Source organism: Pseudomonas entomophila, from assembly GCF_018417595.1.
Taxonomy (GTDB): domain Bacteria; phylum Pseudomonadota; class Gammaproteobacteria; order Pseudomonadales; family Pseudomonadaceae; genus Aquipseudomonas; species Aquipseudomonas entomophila_C.
On record NZ_CP070982.1, the window covers coordinates 3,828,127 to 3,844,344 of the forward strand.

Below are 16,218 nucleotides of genomic sequence, written 5' to 3' on the forward strand. Positions count from 1 at the left end.
GTCGATCAACGAATCAACTTTATGTTCTGTGGGAATCACATGTACCCAGTGATGAAATCGGCCAGCAAGGCCAACGGTGTGCTCTTCGCCCTGGTGCTGGCGGCGATGTTCGTCTATTCGCTGCCCCCTGTGGTGAGCTTCGCCCGCAACCAGACCGACGCCTGGAACCTGTTCGTCGACGGCAAGCTGTTGCGCAAGTTCGAACAGGCCTACGACAAGCGCTTCTTCCTGCGCGATCCGTCGATCGGGCTATGGGCAGACGCCCAGTTCCAACTGTTCGGCGAGGGCTCCAGCGGCGTGGTACTGGGCAGGCGCGGCTGGCTCTACACTCGCCAGGAATACCGCGTGCCCAACGACCTGGACGCCAACCTGGCCCGCCAACTGCAACAGATCACCGAGGTTGCCCAGCGCTTGGCCAGCCATGGCAAGCACCTGGTGCTGCTGCCGCTGCCGATGAAACTTGACATCTACGCCCAGCACGCCCAGCGCGCCTTCGACCCGCGGGTTTCCAGCCTCTACGCCCGCTTCGTCAGCGACCTGCAAGCCCGGCAGCTGGACGTGGTGGCACTGCGCGAGGCCTACCTGCGCAACCTGTCCGGGCCAGCGCTGTTCCTCAAGTCCGACACCCACTGGAGCCCGGACGGCGCGCGCCTGTCGGCCTACGAACTGGCCCGCCAGCGCCCGCAATTGCTGGGTGACCAGGTGTACGTGTCGCACAGGACCGGCGAGAAACAGGTCAAGGGCGACCTGATGAACTACCTGCAGTTCGACCATGCGCGCCTGGCGCCGCAGTTCGGCCCCAACCCGATCGAGCTGTACGAGACCCTCAAGGCCGAACAAGACAGTGACGCACTGTTCGCTGAGCAGACCCAGAACCTGCTGCTGGTGGGCACCAGCTACAGCAAGATCGACGACTGGAACTTCGTCGGTTTCCTCAAGGAGGCGCTCAACCGCGACCTGCTGTCCATCGCCGTGGAAGCCCGCGGGCCGTTCGAGGCGATGAACCAGTTCCTGGCCAGCGACCAGTTGCAAGACCCGCGTATCGACACGGTGGTCTGGGAGTTCCCCCTGCGCACCCTGCTCGCGCAGCGCCCCGACACAGCCCGTCACACCGCCCAACCCGGGCATTTCTGACGTTCAAAGGAGCACCTGATGAAGCCTTCAACCCTGTTCGCCGCCCTCGCCCTGACGGTCGCCAGCCACTCCACCCTGGCCGCCGAAGGCAACGCCGACCTGTATGACGCCGTGGCCCCGGCCGACTCGACATTCGTGCGCGTACTCAACCTGTCCGACGCCAACATCGAGGTGACCCTCAGCGGCAAGGTCAACCCCCAGAAGGTCGCCCCAGGGCAACTCGGTGGCTACCGCTTCGTGCCGGCGGGCGCGCACAAGATCGGCATCGGCGCCAAGGCCATCGAGGCGACTTTGGCGGCCAACGCCGCCAGCACCGTGGTGTACGACGGCAAGCAACTGGACCTGATCGCCGACCAGTACGTCAACGAGCCGAAAAAGGCCCAGGTGGCCTTCTACAACCTGACCCCGGCCCAGGCCACGCTGCGCACCGCCGATGGCAAGCATGAGGTGGTCAAGGCCCTGGCCAACCGCCAGACCGGCGCACGCATGGTCAACGAGATCAAGATCGACTTCGCCGCCTATGTGAATGACAAGGAGGTGGCCAGTTTCGACGAGCTGTTCCTGAAGAAGGGCCGCTCGTACAGCTATGTGCTGCTGCCAGGCAACCGCAGCTTGAGCCTGGCCAACAGCATCGACCCGACCGAGTGACGCAACGCCGAACGCAAGGATGACTGGCCCATGAACACCCTCCTCCCCCTCGGCCTGGCGGCCACCCTCGCGCTGCTCAGCTTGCCGGGCCAGGCGGCCGAGCCTGGCAAACCCGGCTGCGAGAACCTGCAGTGCATGGCCTGCCCGGCCCTGGCCGAACCACGGCACTATGCCGAAGGGCGCATGAAGCTGATGCGCCAGATCGTCCCCGGCAAGGAGCGTTGGCTGTTTCGCTCGATGGTCGACCTGACCAACGATTTCGGCATCCCCGCGCCCATGCGCCCGGAGTTCGCCCGGTTGATGGCCGCGTTTCACCGGCAGGGCATCCAGGTGGCCATGGCGATCCAGCCGACCCGCGGCCTGATGCACCGCGACAAGCTCCAAGCCGATCATCTGCTGGGTTTCGACCATGACCGCGCCAGCCGCAACCTTGACGCCTATCTGGGGCAACTGCGCCAGGGCGGCGCGGTGGTGGCGCCAATGATGCAGCTGGTGCGCCAGCCGCCCAAGGGCGAGTATTTCTTCCGCCGCGACCACCACTGGACCCCGGCCGGCGCCGAAGCCACGGCCAGGCTGATGGCCGAGGAGATCCGCCGCCAGCCGTTCTACGCTGGCCTGACGAAAAAGCAGTACCGCACCGAGCCCGGGGTGATGGTGCCCAAGGATGGCACCCTGAACCTGGCCCTGAGCTACATCTGTGGCAACAACTACGGCTTCCAGTACGTGCGCGGCTACCAGACCGTGCCGCTGGCCAACGACAGCGGCGCCCTGTTCGACGAAGCGCCCGACCCCGAGGTGATCCTGGTCGGCGACAGCAACGCGGCGGCCCGTGAGGACGAGAGCAAGCAGTTCAACTTCGACGGCTACCTGAAGCAGTACCTGGAGGTGGATATCCTCAACTACGCCCTGCCCGGCGTGGGCGAAGATGGCTCGCTGCTGGAATACCTGCTGTCCGCCGACTACAAGCCCGCGGCACCGCCCAAGCTGATCATCTGGGAACTGCCGGCCAACTACCGGCTGGACTCACCCTTGATGTACCGCCAGTTGGTGCCGGCTATACAAGGGGGCTGCAAGGCGTCGCAAGCCGTGTTGGCCACCAAGCTGCAACGCCCGGCGCTGAAAGTCGGCGAACGTATCGAGCTGCTGAGCAACGCCGGCAGTGCACGCCAGACCCTGTCCAACGGCTTCCTCGATATCCGCCTGAGCGACAGGAACGTCAAGGACTTCTACCTCCTCGTCTATTACGACAATGGCGCCCGCGACAAGGTGTGGTTCCGCCGCGAGGCGGCGGTGAGCGGTGGCCAGTATTACCTGGAACTGAGCAAGGCGCCCGAGTTTGCCGGCGCCAACCTGCTCTCGGTGTTCCTCGAGCCGACCAAGGCCGGCACCGCCGCGACCGAAGTGGAGACACGGTTATGTCTGTGATCGGCAAAGCAGCCCTGGGCTTGTCAAGCGTACTCATCTTGACGCTGTTGCTCCCCCAAGCCCACGCAGCGCAATCGATCTGGCCGCCACGCGCCACCGCACAGTCGGCCATGATCACCGACTACCGCACCCTGCCCTGCCCGAAGGAGCCGCCACCGCCCTACACCGGCAGCCTGCTCCTGCAAAGCAAGTACGACCCGCGCGACGCCAGCAAATCCACCCTGCGCGCCAGCCCCGACACCGACAGCGAGCGCATCGCCGGGCAGATCAAGCCGTTCATCGCCGGCCTGATCCAGGCCGGCAAACGCTTCCAGCAGGCCAAGAAGCCCAAGCAAGCCAACCTCGCCCTGGCCTGCCAGGCCCAGTGGCTGGAGCACTGGGCCAAGGCCGGCGCCCTGCTCGCACCGGACGCCAGCAACACCGGCATGGCCGCGCGCAAGTGGGCGTTGGCGGCCATGGCCGGCAGCGTGCTGCTGACCCAGGCCGCCGCCGACGGCAAGGTGCGCCTGAGCGCCACGCAGCAGCAGTGGTTCACCCGACTAGGCGAGCAGGTGATTCGCGAATACGCGCCACGCCGCACCTCCACCACCGTGTACTTCAACAACCACGACTACTGGGCCGCCTGGGCCGTGGCCGCCACCGGCATGCTGGTGGGCCGCGACGACTTCATCCGCTGGGCCGACGGCAACCTGCGCCGGGGCCTGGCCCAGGCCGTGCGCCATGACGACTACGCCTATCTGCCGCTTGAAGTGGCGCGCAGCAAGCTGGCCGCCAACTACAGCCAATACGCCCTGGTGCCCCTGGTGCTGCTCAGCGAGTCGGCCCGCGCCAACGGCCTGGCCTGGAGCGACGACGACCAGCAGACCCTTGACCGCTTGGCCCGTTTCGCCGCCCGCAGTGTGCTCGAACCAGGCACCCTGCCCGAGCTCAAGGGCAAGGCCCAAGCCGAAGTCGCCCCCTACAAGCTGGCCTGGCTGATTCCCTTCCTCGCCCGAGCGCCCGGCCATCGCCTAGCCCGCCAGCTGTACGACGAAGAAGATGGCGAAGTGGACAACTACAGCCAGATCGGCGGCCCGCTGAAGCCGGCCTACCCCAACCTGCCGTGAACAAGGACGATCCCATGGCCCCCCTTACCCGCCTTTACTGCCTGGCCGCCCTGCTGCTGGCAAGCACCGCCCAAGCCTCACCCGCCATCGAAACCCTGCCCCTGGAGCAACACCAACGGCAACTGGCCGAGCTGCGTCAGCAAGCGCACCAGGCGGTAGCCTTCGAACAGGCCAGCCGTCCACGACCACCAGGCCGTGCCAGCGTCACCCTGCAACCGATGTTCTCGTCCCAGGCCGGCAGCTGGCCGTTCGAGCCCTTCGTCAACAACGGCCTGTTCCGCGCCATCGCCGGCTACCAGGCGCACCATCCGCAGGCCGTGATGCTGCGCAGTGGCAGCATCACCCTGGCGCAACTGCATGACGCGCTGAACGATGCCCGCATCCTCAAGCGCTACAAGGATGGCTACCTGTTGAGTTATCCGCTGATGATCGGGCCGGATGCCGGTCTGGTGCTGGAGGACACTCACCTCTACCTCTACACCTTTTCCGGCACCGCCCTGATCAACCAGGGCTGGCTGGGGCTGAACCGCTCGACACTGGAAAGCATGGCCGGCGACAAACCGGGCAACACCGACCGCGCCTGGCGGCCGTTCGTGGTGGCCTGGGCCGGCAGCCACACCCAGGTGGTCGGCTCGACACTCAGGCGCCTGGGCTACAACGCCAACCTGTCCCGCGGCCTGAGCACTGCGCTCAGCGCCCAGCAACCGGCCGGCTCCCACCCGGCCACGGTGTTGATCGAGAACAGCCTGTTCAGCGAGCTGTCCAGTGCCGTGGAGTTGCAGCACAGCCAGGCGACCCTCACCGGCAGCCAGTTCGAGCAATCGCAGCAGTACGCCATCGACGTCCGTGACAGCCAGTTGAACCTGAGCGGCAACCAGGTGCGTGGCATCGACAACAACAGCGGCGTGCGCCTGCGCGGGCAAACCCGGGCACGGGTGCAGGACAACCTGATCCTCGGCGCCGCCAAGGCGGCCATCGAGATCAGCGACCAGCGCGGCGCCGTGCTGCTGGCCGGTAATCGCATCGGCGACAGCCGCGGCAATGGCATCCAGTTGCGCAACCTTGCGCCCACCCCGTCAGCCCCCTTGCTGATCGACGACAACCTGCTGGCCAGCAGCCAGGGTAGCGCGGTGGACGCCAGTGACGTTGCGGCGTTCGCGCTGGTAGGCAACCGCATCGGCAATACCCCGGAGTACGCCGTCAGCCTGCGCAACGCCGCGCCGTTGTCCGGGCCGTTGCTGATCAGCGGCAATCACCTCGGCCAGGTGGGCAAGGCGGTGATGCGGGTCGAGGGGGTCCGGGAGATCGAGCTGGGGCGTAATACCTTCGATGGCAAGGCATTGCTGCAGAACCTGCTGATTGGCGACCTGCTGCCGTTGCAGGGGCAGGTGCTGGAGGCGACAGTGGCTCGCGGCCAGATTGTGCGGGTGTGTCACGGTAGGAGCGGCTTCAGCCGCGATGCAGGCAACGCGGTGCATGGCACCCGCCCCGCGGGTGATCGCGGCTGAAGCCGCTCCTACAAGGATCGTGTCAGGCCACAGAGCGCTGCATCCGCACGAAACATTCGTCCATGCCCACCTCGACGAAGCCCCGGCGCTGGTACAAGCGCCGCGCCGGGTTGCTGCCGAACACCGTCAAGCGCAGCAACGGCAAGCGCCGCTGCGCCGTCCAGCCGGCCAGTTGCTCCAGTACCCAGCCACCGATACCCCGGCCACGATGTTCAGGCAGCAGGTGCAACTCGCGGATATACAATGCCTGGCGGTCCTGGCTCAGGCTGCAGAAGCCCAGCACCTGGTCGCCGTCGACCACCAGCCACTGCTCGCGCCAGCCCCAGGCCTCGTCGAAGGCTTCCTCGATCCACAGCAGGTCGAATTCACGGTAGTACGGCAGCATGGCGCGGCGGGTCAGGTCACGGGCGAAGGTACGGTGACTGTCGGCGGCGGGGAACAGTTGAAGGGGCATCATCGAACACACGGGGTCAGGGGGTTTCGGGGGCATAGCAGACAGGCGAACTGCCCGGGCCGCGCCGCTCCAGTTCGTCTTCCAGCCAGCGGGCCAGCACCTGGGCATTGTTGTGCTCGGTATCCTTGCCGGCATACAGCAGGGTCAGGACGCCCTTGTCGGCCAGGTCCAGCAAGGGGTACCAATACTCGGGATGGGCAGCCAGTTCCTGCTGGTAGCACCGGGTGAAACCGGCAAAATCCATTTCTCCGGCATGGAACGCCTTACGCAGTTCGTCGGATGGCGCCACCTCACGCAGCCACCGGCCCTGCAGCTCATCCTTGCGCGTGTTGCGCGGCCACAGGCGATCGACCAGCACACGCTGGCCATCGCTCGGCAATGCCGCTTCGTAGACACGCTTGCATCGAATCATCAGTGACCTGCGCGACATCTCACCTCAGCAAGCCTAAGACGTTCATTGACCGAGGTCACGCACAAGTAACGATTTGTTTCTATGCTGGAAGCCTTCGGCACCCTTTGCCCGACGCCAACCGGAGCCCCCATGGCAACCCCGTCACTGGCCAGCCAGCCGCAACTGACCCACCGCGATTCACGTCCCCAGCTTGCTCACAAACCCAGCCGCGCCACCCTCACCCTGTTCATCGGCCTACTCCTGGCCGGCCTGGCCTACACCTTCTGGAGCCTCAAGCAGGACGTCAGCGCCAGCGGCACCGTGGTCACCACCGTCACCCCGTTCCTGCTGCTGGGCCTGGCGCTGCTGATCGCCCTGGGCTTCGAGTTCGTCAATGGTTTCCACGACACCGCCAATGCCGTGGCCACGGTGATCTACACCCACTCGCTGCCGGCACCGGTGGCGGTGGTGTGGTCGGGGCTGTGCAATTTTCTGGGGGTATTGCTGTCCAGCGGTGCGGTGGCGTTCGGCATCATCGCCCTGCTGCCGGTCGAACTGATCCTGCAGGTGGGCTCCAGCACCGGGTTCGCCATGGTCTTCGCCCTGCTGCTGGCGGCGATCATCTGGAACCTGGGCACCTGGTGGCTGGGCCTGCCGGCCTCCTCCTCGCACACCCTGATCGGTTCGATCATCGGCGTGGGCGTGGCCAACGCGCTCATGCATGGGCGCGACGGCACCAGTGGGGTGGACTGGGCCCAGGCCAGCAAGGTCGGCTACGCCCTGCTGTTCTCGCCGTTGATCGGTTTCACCTGCGCCGCCCTGCTGCTACTGGCCCTGCGCGCGCTGGTCAAGCGCCAGGAGCTGTACCAGGCGCCGCAAGGCCAGACCCCGCCGCCCTGGTGGATCCGCGGCGTGCTGATCCTGACCTGCACCGGCGTGTCGTTCGCCCATGGCTCGAACGACGGACAGAAAGGCATGGGCCTGATCATGCTCATTCTGGTCGGTACCCTGCCCATGGCCTACGCCCTGAACAAGACCATGCCCAACGAGCAGGCCCTGCAGTTCTCGGCCGTGGCCGAAGTGACCCGACAGGCCCTGGTACGCAGTGCGCCGCAGCCAGCCCCGGCAGACCCGCGCCAGGTGCTGACCGCGTTCATCAGCACGCCCAAGGCCAGCCCCGAACTGGTTCCCGCCCTCGCCGCGCTGACCGGCATGATCGGCGAGGAGGTCAAAGGCTATGGCTCGCTCAAGCGCGTGCCCGCCGAAGCCATGGCCAACGTGCGCAATGACATGTACCTGACCAGCGAGGCGATCCGCTTGCTCGACAAGCACCAACTGGCCCGTTTCGACGCCGACACCACTCGCCATGTGCAACTGTTCAAGCGCCAGCTCGACGACGCCACCCGCTATATTCCGCTGTGGGTCAAGGTGGCGGTGGCCATTGCCCTCGGCCTGGGCACCATGGTCGGCTGGCGGCGCATCGTGGTCACGGTGGGCGAAAAGATCGGCAAGACCCATTTGAGCTATGCCCAGGGCGCCTCGGCCGAGGTGGTGGCGATGTGCACCATCGGTGCGGCGGACCTGTTCGGGCTGCCGGTGTCGACCACCCACGTGCTCAGCTCCGGTGTGGCTGGGAGCATGGTGGCCAACGGGTCGGGGATCCAGAAGCGCACCCTGGTCAACCTGCTGATGGCCTGGGTGCTGACCTTGCCAGCGGCGATGCTGCTGGCCGGGGGCTTGTACTGGCTGCTCAACCAGCTCTTCTGACCCGTAGGAGCAGCTTCAGCCGCGATCACCCGCAAAGCAGGTGCCAGGCACCGAGTTGCCTGCATCGCGGCTGAAGCCGCGCCTACAGCGGTGAGGCGTGATCAGCCAGGAATCTTCAGGCCACGCTGCACCGCCGGGCGCTCGAGGAAGCTGGCCAGCACCCGCTGCACCTCCCTGAACTCATCGAACCCCACCAAGTCCCGTGCGTTGTAGCGCTCCACCAGGTTGCGCACCCAGGGGAAGATGGCGATATCGGCGATGCTGTACTCGTCCACCATCCATTCACGCCCCTTCAGGTGCCGATCCAGCACACCCAGCAAGCGCTTCGATTCGTTGACGTAACGATCCCGCGGCCGCTTGTCCTCGTAGTCCTTGCCTGCGAAGAAGTGGAAGAACCCCACCTGGCCGAACATCGGCCCGATGCCGCCCATCTGGAACATCAGCCACTGCAGCGTCTGGTAGCGCTGGGCCGGGTCGTGGCTCAGCAATTGGCCGCTCTTCTCGGCCAGGTACTGCAGGATCGCCCCCGACTCGAACAGCGGCAGCGGTTGGCCACCGGGGCCATCGGGGTCAAGGATCGCCGGGATCTTGTTGTTTGTGCTCAGCGAGATGAACTCGGGGCTCAACTGGTCATCGGTTTCGAAGCTGACCTTGTGCACTTCATAGGGCAGGCCGATCTCCTCGAGCATGATCGAGACTTTGACACCGTTGGGCGTGGCCAGCGAGTACAGCTGCAACCGCTCGGGGTATCGTGCCGGCCACTTGCGGGTGATGGGGAACGCGGACAGATCAGTCATGTTCAGGCCTTGGTGGTATGAGGTTGGCAAGGGTTAGCGAAGCGGTGTCCCTGACCATCACCCAGTCGCGATGGCGCTCCTCGCCACACGGGAAAACCGCCTCCCCCACCTTGCAAAAACCATTGCGCTGGTAGAAGCGGATGGCCCGCGCGTTGAGTTCGTTGACGGTGAGGCGCACCGCTCCCTGGGTGTGGGCCAGGGTCGCCTCCAGCAGCTGCTGCCCCGCCCCGCTGCCATGGACGTCAGGCAACAGGTAGAAACGGGAAATCTCCACCAGGTGGTCGGCGGCGCCGATACCCAGGCTGCCAGGCGCCAGGTCGAGCATGCTGTAGCCCACCACCCGCCCCGCTTGTTCGAGCACCAGCAAACGCTTGTGGGGGTGCTGCAGGTGCACCAGGAAATGCTCGGGCTGAAGGTTGTGGGCGATATAGTGCTGCAGCGCGGCAGGGGCGCTGTCGGGTGGGCTGGCCAAGGCGAAGGTGGCCTGGCCGACATGGCTCAGGGCGCTGCTGTCAGCGTCGCGGGCCGGGCGGATCTGGTAGGGCATGGCAACATCCTGTCGGGCGTCCGGATCGCCTCCGACAATGCCAGCCCCGCCGGGGCGGTGCAAATGAAAAGGCGACCCGGCTTGCACCGGATCGCCTGATCAATCCGTCAACGGGCTCTCACGGCATTAGCGTCATTGGAGACGATAATTTCCACCCGTCGATTACGCTGATGTGAACGCTCATCTGTGCTGTGCGTCAACAAGAAGGACTTGCCATACCCCTCACTGACAATGCGCTTGCTTGAAACACCGAAGTCTCTCAGTTTCTCAGCCACCGCATAGGCCCGTTCGCGGGACAGGGCCAAATTGTAACTTTCCGACCCTCTGGCATCCGTGAAGCCTTCTACCCGGACTTTTCGCTCTGGGTTTGCACGCAGAAACTCGGCAAGGCTCTTGATATCGTCGAGGCTATCGTTACGTAACGTTGCCTTGTTTGTCGCAAACAATACATCGCTGAACGACACCACGGTACCGCGGTCGGTCTGCTCGACTTTGTCAGCCTTGCTGACCATACGCGCCTTCAACGCGTTGAGCTGAGCATCGCGCACGTCCAGTTGCGCCTTGACACGCTCGGCCTCGACCCTCTTCAGTTTCGCCTCGGCCTGACGTTGACGGACCTTCGCATTGGCGGCATCGATTCGACTGTTGGCCACATAGGCGAGCTCCTCTACTTCGAGCGCCTTGCGATTGACCTGCGAAGCTTCTTCGGCACGGCGCAACGCGGCTTGTGCCTGCTGGGTTTCCAGGGCAGCCAGGCGATGCGACTCAGGCTTGCCTTGCAGGGTAGTGAAGGCCTCGCGGGCTTCGACCAATTGCGGGTTTTCCGGCGTGGCGGCACAACCGGCGATCACCAGTGCAAGGGCGGACAAGGCTGGCAGCAAAAGTTTGTTCGACATGTTCGTCTCCTTTATGGATGGGCAGGCTTGTCAGTGGAAAAACCTGACGCTTGCAGTCCTTCCTTACGGATATCGTCCACCGCCTTCCTCGCCTCATCAGAGCTCTCTTCGGCCTTGGCGGCGCCGGCCTCGGCCTCGGCCGCGATCGCATCTACCTCAGCGCGCACAGCGAGAAGTTTTGCTTCGGCATAATCGTGCTCACCCAACGCTCGCTCCATGGCGTTCAGATGGCGTTGCGCCGAATACATCCTCACCGGTGCATATTGGGTGGCATCAGCGGCAACCGCACGGTTGACCGCGTTATGGGCAATTTCAATCTGTTCGGTGGGTTTCACTGCGCTGGCACAGCCGCCCAAGATAATGAGCAGGCCGGCCAGCGGCAGCATCTTGCGATTGAAAGGGACACGCATGGAAAAGCTCCTGTGCTGCGTATGCGAACCGGTGATCGGCGAGCCATCACCGGGATTGGACTGAAGACGTGGGAAATGTCCGGCTTGCTCGTTGTAAAACCGGCTACACCGCCGGGTCGGAGTCCCTTCCGACATGAGGAATACGCGAGCACCCAAGACAGACTGTTGCGAAAACGGCATCAGACTATTCCCAGCGAACCAGCGGTCGAATAGGACTTTTCGCAATTGAGCTGTAAGGAAATTCGACAGGCGATTAACCTTTCCCCTCCCGGCCCGGCCAGTGCCTTGCTGGTATCGAGCGGGGTTGGGCTCTTTTCCGTCTAGCAGGATATTTCCGTTGGGCATGATGCCGCCTCCAGTCCGAGCAGTTGTCACGTCGAAACGACGCTTGCTGACGGTAGGATTTCGGCCTGATTGGCGTCTACTGACAGAATTATCAGGTGGGAGGCCGCGCAGTGGGCTGACCGCAACAGGTACGGTCAGATCACACGGGCAAAGCTGGCGTCCAGGGCCTAGCCCTGCTGATGGGCCTTGAGCTTGAGCTGTTCGGTATCGACCCGCACGAACACCGAGTCGGCGAGCACCGTCAGTACATCACCGGCCCAGACCTCGCAGATCACCCGGCTCTTGCGCCCGACCTCGCCTTCGACCCGCGCCTTGAGCAACAGCTCGACGCCCATCGGCGTCGGCTTGAGGTAGGTCAGCCCGAGTTGGCCGGTGACACAGTCGATCCGCGGCAGGCTGCCTGCCTCGCGGCCTTCGGCGCGGTAGTGGCAGGCCATGGCGGTCCAGTTGGAATGGCAGTCCACCAGCATCGCCAGCAGGCCGCCATAGACCAGGCCCGGCCAGCCGGTGAAGGTCGCGTCGGGGGTGTGGCGGCATAGCAGGTGAACACCATCGGTGTCCCAATGGCTTTGCAGGTGCAGCCCGCTGGGATGGGAACAGCCGCAGCCGTAGCAGATACCTTCAGGGGCAGCCAGGGCTTGCAGGGATAGGGCTTGCTCGGTCATACGCGTCCTTGGTTTGTTGGAATTGGGACAGGAGGCAAGCGCCCGATGTTAGCGCCCTGCCCAGCAGACGCCAATGCAAAAGCCCATGACCAGATCATGGGCTTGACGCGGATCAGGCCGCCTGCGCCGCACCCTGACGGTTGTCACGCTGGGTCAGCGACACCAGCAGGATGAACAGCGTCACCCCCGCGGTCATCAGCGTTTCATAGCGGTAGGCGTCGCTGAACAGCATGTAGCCCAGCACCATGACGATGGTGCCGATCACCAGCCAGGTCAGCCATGGGAACAGCCACATTTTCAGCTCCAGTGGCCGGCCTTCCCGCTCGGCGCGCGCCCGCATGCGCAGTTGCGACACGGCGATCACCAGGTACACCAGCAGGGCGATGGCCCCCGTGGTGGACAACAGGAAGCCGAACACCTTGCCGGGGAAAACATAGTTGACCAGGCAACCGGCAAAGCCCGCCAACGTTGAAAGCACGACCGCCACCGTCGGCACACCGGCACCGGAAATGCGCTTGGTCATGCCCAACGCCTGGCCTCGAGCCCCCAACGAATAAAGCATGCGCGAAGCGGTATACAGGCCGGAGTTCATGCAACTGGTCACCGCCACCAGCACCACCAGGTCGACCAGCAGCTTGGCGCCCGGCACATTGAGCACCTCCAGCACCCGCTGGAACGAACCGACCGCCTTGAGCCCCGGGTCATTCCACGCCACCAACGACACCACCAGGAAGATCGACGCCAGGTAGAAGATGGCAATGCGGTACACCACCAGGTTGGTGGCGCGGCGGATCTTGTCTTTCGGGTTGGCAGTCTCGTCGGCGGCGATGGTGACGATTTCGGCGCCGAAGAACGAGAAGATGGTGATCAGCACACCGCCCAGTACCGTGCCAAAACCATTGGGCATGAACCCGCCGTTGCCCCACAGGCGACTGACTCCGGACACTTCGGCCAGCGGCCAGAAACCGAACACCGCCAGGCTGCAGACCACGATGAAGGCAATGATCGCGACCACCTTCACCAAGGCGAACCAGTACTCGAATGCGCCAAAATTCTTCACGCTGACCAGGTTGCTGCCCGACAGCACGACCATGATCAGGAAGGCGAACAACCAGGACGGCACGCCCGGGAAATAGGCATGCAGGATATCCGCGCCGGCGATGGCCTCGACCGGGATGATCAGCACCCAGAACCACCAATACAGCCAACCGATGGTGAAGCCCGCCCACGGCCCGATGGCCTCGCTGGCGTAGGTGGAGAACGAACCGCTGTTGGGGTTGGCGATGGCCATCTCGCCAAGCATGCGCATCACCAGCAGCACCAGCAGGCCGGTCATGGCGTAGGAAATGAGAATGGCCGGGCCGGCGGTGGCGATGGCGTTGGAGGAACCGATGAACAACCCGGCACCAATGATGCCGGCGATGGAGATCATGGACACCTGGCGCGAGGTCAGGCCGTGTTGCAGGGAGCGTTGTTTGTTGTTGTCTGGCGATGCCATGGGGAACCCTCGAATGGGTCGGTCGCAAGGACGACTGAAAGTTGGAGCAGAATTCTGTAAGTCGGAGTTGCTCGTTCTTGTTGTTGTGAAACACCGGTCGCTAACTTTCCCTCCTCTACGAACAATGGGTTGTCATTGTTGATCCAGGTCAGTATTAATCTATGGCGCCGGCTCAACAAACGACCTTTTCGAAACACATCATTCCCTCATGGATTGAACTTCTTCCATTTTCGCTGGGTAACACCTCGCCATGTCCAGACGCCTGATGCCCTCCACCACCGCCCTGCAATGCTTCGAAGCCGCCGCCCGCCACCTGAGCTTCACCCGTGCCGCGCAGGAGTTGCACCTGACCCAGAGCGCGGTCAGCAAGCAGGTGGCGCAGCTCGAGGAGATGCTGGCCCACCCACTGTTCCAGCGCATCCGCAGGCGCCTGCACCTGACCCCGGCAGGTGCGCTGTACCTGGCCGAAGTGAACAAGATCCTCACCCAGATCGACATCTCCAGCCGCTACATCCTCAGCTACGGCGACGAGACCGAAGTGCTGCGCATCGCCACCCAGCCCACCTTCGGCGCACGCTGGCTGGTGCCCAGGCTCAAGGGCTTCGGCGATCGCCACCCGCGCATCCACCTGGATATTCGCAACGAACTCGAGCCCTTCGACCTGGTGCAGGCCAAGGCCGACATCGCTTTCTTCTTCGGCCAGGGCACCTGGCCGGGGGCAACCTGCATCGAGCTGTTCAGTGAAGAGGTGGTGCCGGTGTGCGCGCCAAACTTGCTGGCGCAACATCGCTTCGCCAGCGCCGAGGCCTTGACCGAGCACCGCCTGCTGCAATGCGCCTCGCGCCCGGAAGCCTGGCACGAGTGGTTCCTCGGCCTGGGCCTGCACAGCCAGAACAGTTACCACGGGCCGCGCTTCGACACGTTCTACCTGTGCATCCGCGCCGCCATCGCCGGTTGCGGCATCGCCCTGATTCCACGCTATCTCGTGGCCGAAGAGCTGGCCGAGGCCAAGCTGATGGTGGCCTGGGATCATCCGCTGGCGAGCAACGGCCGGCATTTCATGGCCCATGCCGAGCATGCGGCCGAGGTGCCCAAGGTGCAGGCGTTCGTGCAGTGGATTCGCGAGCGGGTAGCCGAGGGCAATTGATGCCGCCTGTTACGGCCTCTTCGCGGGTAAACCCGCTCCTACAGGGGCATCACTGAGTTCGAAGACTGTGGGAGACCTGTAGGAGCGGGTTTACCCGCGAAGGGGCCGGCAACAGCAACACGGATTTCAGTCTTATCACGAATTTTAGGAATGACAGCAATCGATTAATTCGTTTGCGAAATATAGACCCGGCACGTTTCGATAATGGCTAATTCGAACAACAGGCCGCGCGCACATGCATCAGGAAAGTATCAGCCACTCCATCGCCATCGTTCACCCGATCACACTTTCCCATGGCCGCAACGCTGAAGTCTGGGACACCGATGGCAAGCGCTACATCGACTTCGTCGGCGGCATCGGCGTGCTCAACCTGGGCCATTGCAACCCAGCCGTGGTGGAGGCGATCCAGCAGCAGGCCACGCGCCTGACCCACTACGCCTTCAACGCCGCCCCCCATGGCCCCTATCTCGAACTGATGGCACGCCTGAAAGAGTTCGTTCCGGTCAGCTATCCCGCGGCGGGCATGCTCACCAACAGCGGTGCGGAAGCGGCGGAAAACGCCCTGAAGATGGCCCGCGCGGCCACCGGCAAACGCGCCATCATCGCCTTCGACGGCGGCTTCCACGGCCGCACCCTGGCCACCCTCAACCTCAACGGCAAGGTCGCGCCCTACAAGCAACGGGTCGGCGAACTGCCCGGCCCGGTCTACCACTTGCCCTTCCCCAGCCCCGACACCGGAGTCACCTGCGAACAGGCGTTACAGGCCATGGACCGGCTGTTCAGTGTCGAGCTGGCGGTGGAGGACGTGGCAGCGTTCATCTTCGAGCCGGTACAGGGCGAAGGCGGCTTTCTCGCCCTCGACCCAACCTTTGCCCAAGCCTTGCGACACTTCTGCGACGAGCGCGGGATCCTGGTCATCATCGATGAGATCCAGTCCGGTTTCGGGCGTACCGGGCAGCGCTTCGCATTCTCGCGGTTGGGAATAGAACCGGACCTGTTGTTGCTCGCCAAGAGCATTGCCGGAGGCATGCCCCTGGGCGCGGTGCTCGGCCGTCGGGCAATCGTGGACGCGCTGCCCAAGGGCGGCCTGGGTGGCACCTATTCCGGCAACCCGATCGCCTGCGCGGCGGCACTGGCCAGCCTGGCGCAGATGACGGATGAGCACATCGCCACCTGGGGCGAGCGCCAGGAGCAGGCCATCGTCCACCGCGCAAAGCGCTGGAAGACGGCCTATCCGTTTATCGGTCGCCTGACAGGCGTGGGCGCCATGCGCGGCATCGAGTTCGTCAACACCGACGGCAGCCCGGCGCCTGCGCTACTGGCCAAGGTGTTGGAGGCCGCGCGGGACAAAGGCCTGTTACTGATGCCCAGTGGCAAGGCACGGCACATCATCCGCCTGCTGGCCCCGCTGACCATCGAGCCTGAGGTGCTCGAGGAAGGGCTGGATATCCTCGAGCAGTGCCTCATGGCGCTGAACTGA

Annotated in this window: 16 protein-coding genes; 8 read left to right on the top strand and 8 right to left on the bottom strand. The window is 64.3% G+C overall.

The window, feature by feature from the left end:
* Positions 1–39 precede the first annotated feature (39 nt).
* Genes JYG34_RS16540 through JYG34_RS16560 form a run of 5 tightly spaced genes read left to right on the top strand, consistent with a single transcriptional unit; the run spans position 40 to position 5,821 of the window.
* Positions 40–1,134 (top strand): alginate O-acetyltransferase, encoded by a 1,095-nt coding sequence (locus JYG34_RS16540; protein WP_213657466.1) that lies wholly within the window; start codon positions 40–42, stop codon positions 1,132–1,134.
* Positions 1,135–1,152: 18 nt separating this feature from the next.
* Complete coding sequence (locus JYG34_RS16545) at positions 1,153–1,782, top strand: alginate O-acetyltransferase AlgF (protein ID WP_213657467.1); 630 nt, start codon at positions 1,153–1,155, stop codon at positions 1,780–1,782.
* Positions 1,783–1,812: 30 nt separating this feature from the next.
* Positions 1,813–3,207: an alginate O-acetyltransferase AlgX-related protein gene (locus tag JYG34_RS16550; RefSeq protein WP_213657468.1), complete on the top strand. Its 1,395-nt coding sequence runs from the start codon at positions 1,813–1,815 to the stop codon at positions 3,205–3,207.
* 38 nt (positions 3,208–3,245) lie between these two features.
* Positions 3,246–4,313: a polysaccharide lyase gene (locus tag JYG34_RS16555; RefSeq protein ID WP_249746177.1), complete on the top strand. Its 1,068-nt coding sequence runs from the start codon at positions 3,246–3,248 to the stop codon at positions 4,311–4,313.
* A 14-nt stretch (positions 4,314–4,327) separates the two neighbouring features.
* A complete protein-coding gene (locus JYG34_RS16560) occupies positions 4,328–5,821 on the top strand; it encodes a right-handed parallel beta-helix repeat-containing protein (protein WP_213657470.1) in 1,494 nt (497 codons plus the stop codon).
* A gap of 22 nt (positions 5,822–5,843) precedes the next feature.
* Here the strand turns inward: JYG34_RS16560 and JYG34_RS16565 are convergent, their stop codons facing one another.
* Together JYG34_RS16565 and JYG34_RS16570 are read right to left on the bottom strand one after the other, a co-directional pair.
* A complete protein-coding gene (locus tag JYG34_RS16565) occupies positions 5,844–6,275 on the bottom strand; it encodes a GNAT family N-acetyltransferase (protein ID WP_213657471.1) in 432 nt (143 codons plus the stop codon).
* A 16-nt stretch (positions 6,276–6,291) separates the two neighbouring features.
* Positions 6,292–6,687, bottom strand: coding sequence for a DUF488 domain-containing protein (locus tag JYG34_RS16570; RefSeq protein ID WP_213657472.1), 396 nt, complete (start codon positions 6,685–6,687; stop codon positions 6,292–6,294).
* Positions 6,688–6,816: 129 nt separating this feature from the next.
* On the opposite strand from JYG34_RS16570, the gene JYG34_RS16575 reads away from it, so the two are divergent.
* Positions 6,817–8,433 (top strand): inorganic phosphate transporter, encoded by a 1,617-nt coding sequence (locus JYG34_RS16575; RefSeq protein ID WP_213657473.1) that lies wholly within the window; start codon positions 6,817–6,819, stop codon positions 8,431–8,433.
* 101 nt (positions 8,434–8,534) lie between these two features.
* Here the strand turns inward: JYG34_RS16575 and JYG34_RS16580 are convergent, their stop codons facing one another.
* The 6 genes from JYG34_RS16580 to JYG34_RS16605 form a co-directional block, all read right to left on the bottom strand.
* Positions 8,535–9,230, bottom strand: a complete 696-nt coding sequence (locus tag JYG34_RS16580) for a glutathione S-transferase N-terminal domain-containing protein (RefSeq protein WP_213657474.1) — start codon at positions 9,228–9,230, stop codon at positions 8,535–8,537.
* A complete protein-coding gene (locus JYG34_RS16585; protein WP_213657475.1) occupies positions 9,223–9,777 on the bottom strand; it encodes a GNAT family N-acetyltransferase in 555 nt (184 codons plus the stop codon). The genes JYG34_RS16580 and JYG34_RS16585 overlap by 8 nt, the downstream gene beginning before the upstream one ends.
* A 107-nt stretch (positions 9,778–9,884) precedes the next feature.
* Positions 9,885–10,673 (bottom strand): OmpA family protein, encoded by a 789-nt coding sequence (locus JYG34_RS16590; protein WP_213657476.1) that lies wholly within the window; start codon positions 10,671–10,673, stop codon positions 9,885–9,887.
* Positions 10,674–10,684: 11 nt separating this feature from the next.
* Positions 10,685–11,083: a DUF4398 domain-containing protein gene (locus JYG34_RS16595; RefSeq protein ID WP_213657477.1), complete on the bottom strand. Its 399-nt coding sequence runs from the start codon at positions 11,081–11,083 to the stop codon at positions 10,685–10,687.
* Positions 11,084–11,595: 512 nt separating this feature from the next.
* Complete coding sequence (locus JYG34_RS16600; protein ID WP_213657478.1) at positions 11,596–12,093, bottom strand: PaaI family thioesterase; 498 nt, start codon at positions 12,091–12,093, stop codon at positions 11,596–11,598.
* Positions 12,094–12,205: 112 nt separating this feature from the next.
* Positions 12,206–13,591 carry an amino acid permease gene (locus JYG34_RS16605; RefSeq protein ID WP_213657479.1) on the bottom strand — a complete coding sequence of 462 codons (1,386 nt, stop codon included), beginning with the start codon at positions 13,589–13,591 and terminating at the stop codon, positions 12,206–12,208.
* A gap of 250 nt (positions 13,592–13,841) precedes the next feature.
* Between JYG34_RS16605 and JYG34_RS16610 the strand changes: the two genes are divergently transcribed.
* On the top strand, positions 13,842–14,738 hold the full coding sequence (locus tag JYG34_RS16610; RefSeq protein ID WP_213657480.1) for a LysR substrate-binding domain-containing protein: 897 nt from the start codon (positions 13,842–13,844) through the stop codon (positions 14,736–14,738).
* Between the two features lie 235 nt (positions 14,739–14,973).
* The gene (locus JYG34_RS16615; protein ID WP_213657481.1) at positions 14,974–16,218 is read left to right on the top strand and encodes a 2-aminoadipate transaminase; all 1,245 of its coding nucleotides are present in this window, start codon (positions 14,974–14,976) and stop codon (positions 16,216–16,218) included.